General features: G+C 39.8%; 7 protein-coding genes. 3 read left to right on the top strand and 4 right to left on the bottom strand.

Features of this window, described 5'->3' with window-relative positions:
* Nucleotides 1-53 precede the first annotated feature (53 nt).
* The 4 genes from C7R92_RS18090 to C7R92_RS18075 form a co-directional block, all read right to left on the bottom strand.
* Nucleotides 54-635 (bottom strand): type 1 glutamine amidotransferase family protein, encoded by a 582-nt coding sequence (locus C7R92_RS18090; protein ID WP_017250097.1) that lies wholly within the window; start codon nucleotides 633-635, stop codon nucleotides 54-56.
* 104 nt (nucleotides 636-739) lie between these two features.
* Nucleotides 740-1,072, bottom strand: coding sequence for an AzlD domain-containing protein (locus tag C7R92_RS18085; RefSeq protein ID WP_106835213.1), 333 nt, complete (start codon nucleotides 1,070-1,072; stop codon nucleotides 740-742).
* Entirely contained in the window at nucleotides 1,063-1,797 is a 735-nt protein-coding gene (locus C7R92_RS18080) for an AzlC family ABC transporter permease (protein ID WP_106835212.1), read from the bottom strand. The genes C7R92_RS18085 and C7R92_RS18080 overlap by 10 nt, the downstream gene beginning before the upstream one ends.
* Nucleotides 1,798-1,879: 82 nt before the next feature.
* Entirely contained in the window at nucleotides 1,880-2,689 is an 810-nt protein-coding gene (locus C7R92_RS18075) for a TrmB family transcriptional regulator (RefSeq protein WP_069846719.1), read from the bottom strand.
* Nucleotides 2,690-2,859: 170 nt separating this feature from the next.
* On the opposite strand from C7R92_RS18075, the gene C7R92_RS18070 reads away from it, so the two are divergent.
* The 3 genes from C7R92_RS18070 to C7R92_RS18060 all read left to right on the top strand — a co-directional run bounded on the left by C7R92_RS18070 (nucleotide 2,860) and on the right by C7R92_RS18060 (nucleotide 6,863).
* Entirely contained in the window at nucleotides 2,860-3,567 is a 708-nt protein-coding gene (locus tag C7R92_RS18070; RefSeq protein WP_106835211.1) for a DNA alkylation repair protein, read from the top strand.
* Nucleotides 3,568-3,831: 264 nt separating this feature from the next.
* Nucleotides 3,832-4,536 (top strand): ABC transporter ATP-binding protein, encoded by a 705-nt coding sequence (locus C7R92_RS18065; RefSeq protein WP_106835210.1) that lies wholly within the window; start codon nucleotides 3,832-3,834, stop codon nucleotides 4,534-4,536.
* 2 nt (nucleotides 4,537-4,538) lie between these two features.
* A complete protein-coding gene (locus C7R92_RS18060; RefSeq protein WP_106835209.1) occupies nucleotides 4,539-6,863 on the top strand; it encodes an ABC transporter permease in 2,325 nt (774 codons plus the stop codon).
* Nucleotides 6,864-6,889 lie beyond the last annotated feature (26 nt).

Below are 6,889 nucleotides of genomic sequence, written 5' to 3'. Positions count from 1 at the left end.
ACAAAAGATTTTACAGTCTCTATGCTTTCGTGCTTTCCTATCAAACCAATCTGTTAGGAGGGAAAGTATCCCTTTTTAAATAATTCGTACCATTGATTCAATTCATCGCCTTCTAATACACCCAATCTCTCCAAGATATGTCTTGAAAACTCCAATGCACCGCTTCCGTTCGCAGTGATGAGATTCTCGTCACGGATTGACTGACCGTCTACATAATGTTGATCTCCTCTGTAGTTCGGAGCCCCTTCCTTCAAATAAGGTAACGTATTGCCTGTATGTCTATGATTGTCCAAAAATCCGTGATTCCCTAAAAAAGTCGTAGCGTCACAGATGGCAGCGACAGGAATATCCTTGCTCACACAATACTCAACCACTACTTTTGCTTGCTGATTCTTTTCTTCTCTCCATCCCGTTCCACCAGGTATGATTAACATGGCGATATCAACATTCCGATCGAATTCGCTTACGCTATAATCTGGAAGGACCGTTAAACCACCCATCGAAACTTTCGGTTCCTGATCAATGGCGATTGTCTTTACACGATATCCTGTGCCTGGCTTGTTTAGCTCAGAACTGACGTAACTTGCCTCCCAATCAGCAAAGCCATCCGTAATAAAAATGAACACTTCCTTCAAAGTGATTCCCTCCTTGTCATGTTTTTACAAATCAATTATAAAACAACTTCACTGACAGTTATGGTCAGGAAAGAAAACGGAATTCCATGAACATCTTGAAGCGATCAAGATGAAAACAAAAAACGTAAAACCATCACGACAATAATGCCTACGAGTACAGTTGCCAATAAACTACGTGTTTTTATCGCAATGAAAAAGGTTGGTATGGCTGCTAAAAGTTCAACGTTATTAGTGGAAAAAGAAATTTTTTCATCATGTTTAAATATCTCTTGAGCTACTAGAGCAGCCATAACAGATATGGGCACATAGCTTAACCATCGTGTTGCCCACTCTGGTAATTGAAAACGACTCAGTACCATAAGAGGAAGGACTCTAGGGATGAATGTAACAATAGCTGTTCCTACAATCACCAAAAAAACATCCCATCTTACTTCCATTTTTCCATCACCATCCCTATTGTTGAAGCAAAAATGGTAGCAACAATAACTCCCATACTGCCAGACAACACTGAACTGGCTCCCACAGCAATAACAACTGCGATTATCGCAACAACCACATCACGTTTCATTTTCCTTCGACTTAACATCGAAAGTACCAAAAGTCCAATAAACATCGCTGTCAAAGCAAAATCCAAACCAAATTTTTCAGGATTTGAAATCCATTGTCCGAAGAATGCTCCGGCTATATTAGCTGCGCACCAGTTTAGATAAGCCGTTATATTTAGACCGTGCATCCATTTTTCACTAATGTAATTCTTTTTTGCAGCTTCGTTGATAGCAACACCAAATGACTCATCGGTAAGTAGAGACCCTACTAGCATGTTCCTAAGCGGAGAAAGATGCCGAAAATATGGTGCTAGGGCCGCACTAAGTAAAAGATGCCGAAGATTAACAAAGAAAATCGTAATAATAATGGTGGTAATCGAACTGCTTGCTGCCATCATACCAGCAGCGATAAATTGGGCTGAACCAGCATAAAGAATTAAACACATCAGGGCTATCTCAGCTATACTAAGACCCGCTGTCCTTTCTATAACACCAGCAGCAAATCCAATACTTAAATACCCCAACAACGTAGGGACACAATCCTTTATACCTTGGCGAAAAGTATCCTTATCTCTTACATCTGCCACCGTTTCGATTCGGTCATTCGCTAAACCCATTTTATCCCTCCTTAATCTCATTCACATTGCAGGAGTTATCATCATAACTACTATGAAAAAGTGAAAGAAAATACGGTTCAAATTACTTGAACCGTTTTCCTGTGACCACATGGAACAGGTCAGGATGGTTAATCCAGACAGCTTCGGCTTTCTCGGGGCCAATTTCCTTAACTAATTGTGCAAACATGATGTCGTGCCTGATGTACTCCATTGCTACTAATACTAGTGCTGGGTCTTGTGTTTTTATAGCCCATGCAGCGGTATTTGGAGCGAAATTGGCTATTAATACTTCTTCATTGTCCCGGGAGACAATGGTTAAACGACCACTCATACGTTCCTCTGCTACTTTAGGAGACATGTAATCATGATGAGTGGTTGCACCTATCTCGGTATCGGGTGCTCCAAATAAAATGGAAAATACAGGGACCCCCTCTTTTACCCGCTTATCTGCATCCTGTTTTATAAAAGAAATCTGTGGTTGCCAAATCGATAACCATAGTTCTTCTCTGGCTTTATTTATCATGTCAACCATTTCTGTGATAACCAGTTCATCACTACTAATGCGTCGAACCACGTCTACTTGCTGTTCACTTTCTAATGCAGATAGATTTTTTTCAAGATAATCAAATGATTGCTCGAAGGAATTACGCAATCGCGTGATTAATTCTTTAGCTGGCAAAGGCGAGTAGGTCAGAGGTTCAGAAGGTACCGTATAAACTGCTCCTTTATCTAACAATTTCCCTAATACTTCATAAATCATGGAACGAGGTACACCTGATCTTTTACTAATCTCATATCCAGTTATAGGAGACTGCTTTAAAAGTCCGATATATGCTTTGCATTCATATTGTGAGAATCCCAATTTCTGAAGTTCTTTATAAATTTCATCCAAAGAAAACCACCACCTTGCATACTTATCTTTAGTGATTATTGCAATAACCTCTAAGTTCTATGGTGGTTATTATAATAATCACTAATAATATAGTCAATAGGTGACATGAGTCATGGATTGGATGGTTATAATCTTAAGGGAACACCCGCCAATGAAAGAAGTGATATACGATGGATTTAGAAACGATCATGCAAGAGCTGGAAGCTCTCGGCAAGGAACGAACCAAGAAAATTTATCTATCCAATGGTGCTCACGAACCACTTTTTGGCGTGGCTACAGGCGCTATGAAGCCCATGGCGAGAAAAATCAAGATCAATCAACCCTTGGCTGAGCAGCTTTACGCTACTGGGAACTACGACGCCATGTACTTTGCCGGAGTGATCGCAGACCCAAAAGCAATGACCAAGGCAGACTTTGATCGGTGGATGGATTCAGCTTATTTTTATATGCTGTCCGATTATGTGGTTGCCGTAACCTTATCTGAAGCAGATATTGCCCAAGAAGTTGCCGATCACTGGATCACAAGCGGCGAAGAGCTCAGAATGTCTGCGGGCTGGAGTTGTTACTGCTGGCTTTTGGGTAATCGCCCAGATCGTGAATTTTCCGAAAGCAAAATTGCCAATATGCTAGATACTGTGAAAAATACGATCCACGATTCTCCCGAACGAACAAAATACGCGATGAATAATTTCATTTACACGGTGGGGACTTCCTATTTACCACTCCACGATAAGGCGATCGAAATCGCAAAGGCAGTAGGTCCTGTAGAAGTCCAAAAAGACAAAGCAAAAAGCAAGTTCCTAAACGTTTTCGATAATATTCAAAAGGCAGTAAGTAAAGGTCAGCTTGGCTTCAAACGGAAACATGTGAGGTGTTAATCACGTTGGCTTAGTCATGATTCAAACGGAGTAGCCCTTTAGAGGGTGCTCCGTTTTTTTGCGAGCAAGTCGAAGCCCTCCTATTTGTAATAGTAGGCGAATGTAAAGGCGATACTGGTCGTGTAGAGGCTTTTTTCTTACAAGCGAGATCAAACTCCTTCTCGAGACCGAGGTCAAAATACATCGACTGCGGGATGTAACTACTCTCCATTGGGATATTATGGTATCTAAGTCTCGAAAATACGGTACGAGGAGATGTAATCAGTGAAGGCATTAATCGAATTTAAAAAAGTAACGAAAGAATACAAAATCGGAGAAGTGCCAATCAAGGCGCTTAATGGTGTTGATTTTTCCATAGCAGAAGGAGAATTCGTCGTTATTTTGGGTGCAAGCGGCGCTGGTAAAAGTACGATTTTGAATTTGCTTGGCGGAATGGATACGGCTACCTCAGGTCAAGTATTTGTTGGCGATCAAGAAATCACCAGATTCAACGAAAAAAAATTAACGCAATACCGCGGTGAAAAAGTCGGCTTTGTCTTTCAGTTCTATAACTTAATTCCGAATTTAAACGCTCTCGAAAATGTTGAGTTTGCTACGGAAGTATGTAAAAACCATCTGGATGCGAAAGAGATTTTACATAAAGTTGGATTACAAAATCGTATGAAAAACTTCCCTTCCCAGCTCTCTGGTGGCGAACAACAAAGAGTTGCAATCGCGAGAGCTGTTGCCAAAAATCCATTGCTTCTACTTTGTGACGAGCCAACCGGAGCATTGGATTATGTGACAGGTAAGTCGGTCTTAAAGCTTCTCCAAGATTTGAACAAAGAAACGAAAAAGTGCGTCGTATTGGTCACACATAATTCCGCCATTGCTCCTATGGCTGACAAAATTATTAAGGTAAAAAGCGGAATGATTGAAAGCGTTACCATGAATCGCGAAAAGCAAAGTGTGGAAGGGATTGAGTGGTGATAATGAAATTATTTTTAAAATTAGTAAGGGATATCAAACAATCGATCGGGCAATTTATCGCCTTTGTTTTGGTTATCGCAGTAGGAGCCTTTTTCTACGGGGGGCTAGTAACTTATAGCAATAATCTTAGTACTTATACAGAAGGTTATTTTAAAGAACATAACGTAAGCGACCTACATGTATTTTACAAGCAAATTTCCAAAAATGATGTCGCTGCTTTAAGTGAAATAGAAGGCATTAAAAAAATAGAAGGACGTTATACCTTTGATGCCACGCAAGCCTTTGAAGATGATCAAGCTTTTTTGAAAATTCATTCCATCCCTGTCAAAAACGAAATAAACACGATTGCTATGATTGAGGGTAGAATCCCGTCAAGAAAGAATGAGATAGTAGTAGATTCCCGTTATGCGAAAGAACATCTTTTTCAAGTCGGTGATGAAATCAGTATTCGTGCGAATGAAAGAAATTTTACATTTACCATTAGCGGCTTCGGTGAGAATGTCGAACATGCAAAAAAGAACGAAATACAAGACCATAAAACCTACGGAGTCGCTTATATTGCCGAAGAGACAATCTCTGAAATCTTAGGTGGCACCTCCTATAATGAAATCATGATCGATGCTACAGAAGGTTACGATATGGACAAATTAGGTCAATCCATTGAAGCACAATCTAAAAGCCTTCCTTATGTAAACCAAGTAAGTAAAGAACGGACTTTCAGCTATTCAAAAATAAAGGAAACGATCCATAATAATAAATTGATGAGTATGGTTATCCCTTTCGTTCTCTTTTTGATAGTAGCCATTATCCTGTTTCTTACCATGTCGAGAATGATTGATTCTCAAAGAAACCAAGTAGGGATTATGAAGGCTTTAGGTGTCAAAAACAGAACCATCATGCTTCATTACATGGGATACCCTGTGCTGGCAGGTATCATAGGCTCAATCATTGGGTGTGCTATTGCCGCTCTCGTATTTGTTCCATTCGTAACGGCATCAAGTGCAAGAGCCTACTCTCTGCCTGGCATTACCTACTCCCTTTCTTTTTATTCTTTCATCCCTCCCATTATTTTCTCCAGTGCTTTTGGAATCCTAGCGTGTTACTTAAGTGGTAGAACCCTATTAAAAGAACGTGCGGCTCAAGCTATGCGTCCTAAACCGCCAAAGCAGATGAAAACGCTATTGATAGAAAGAATTCCGGGTATTTGGAGTCATCTTTCCTATAGCTACAAACTCATTTTGAGAAATATTTTCCTAAATAAACCAAAAGCTATAGCGAGCTCAATTGGCGTTGTTGTAAGCACGGTCTTATTGATAACTGCTTTTGGCACTCAATCTGCCTTGCAACAAGTAGCTAGCCAAATCGAAGATGTTTATACGTATGATTTACGAGTAGATTATACGATCGGAACATCTACGGATACGGTAAAGCTCCCCTCCGTTATGAAAAATCGTTATTCTCTATCCACCTTTCCTGTTGAATTCATAAAAGGTGATGAAAAAGATAATGCCACTCTCGTTGTTACGGAAAGAGAAAACTCTCTCATTCATTTCTTTGACGAAAATGATAATCGGATCACCTTAGAAAATAATGGTGTGCTGATACCAAAATCCTATGCCGACAAATATCATATTTCAGCAGGAGATATCATCCATACAACGTTCAAAGCACCCGAGCTTACAAATAAATCTGTAGATATGAAGGTTTTACATATATCTACGCAGTATTCGAATCCTTCGTTTTATATCACACCAGACTATTTAAAGAGCTTTGGCATAGACTACAGTCCAACCTCACTTTTAGTTGAAGCAAATAGCTCTGTAGATCTTAATAGCGTTCGTACCTTCTTTGAACAAGATCCTCAAGTAGAAACCATCGCTGATAGAGATGATTTAAAGAAAACCGCTGAATATATTTTGAAACAAAACAGCTTTGTATTTATCATGTTTATCGTATGCGCCGTCATCCTCTCCTTTGGCGCCATCTATACGATCTCTTCCATAAACATTTATGAAAGGAATCGTGAGCTTGCAACCCTTAAAGTATTAGGCTACCAAAAACATAAAATAAACAGACTTATCTTTTTTGAAAACATCCTACTCACTACATTTGCGGTCATTGTCGCTTTACCGATAAGTGGCTATGTTTATGCCATGATTGTCAAAGCACTGTCTAGCACCCATCAACAGATCCCGGATCAGTTACATATTTCTATCCTATTGGTTTCTGTTATTCTTGCCTACTTGCTTACGATTCTCTCTAACTTGCTACTTCGGCGAAAAGTAACCAACCTCAATATGATTGAGTCTTTAAAAAGTGTAGAATGAGCTGAGCTGTTTCATCCCCCTCCCCC

It is taken from the genome of Brevibacillus porteri (assembly GCF_003013475.1).
Lineage (GTDB): Bacteria > Bacillota > Bacilli > Brevibacillales > Brevibacillaceae > Brevibacillus > Brevibacillus porteri.
The sequence above is the reverse complement of the archived record's forward strand: the minus strand, read 5'-3'. Positions and strand labels throughout refer to the sequence as shown.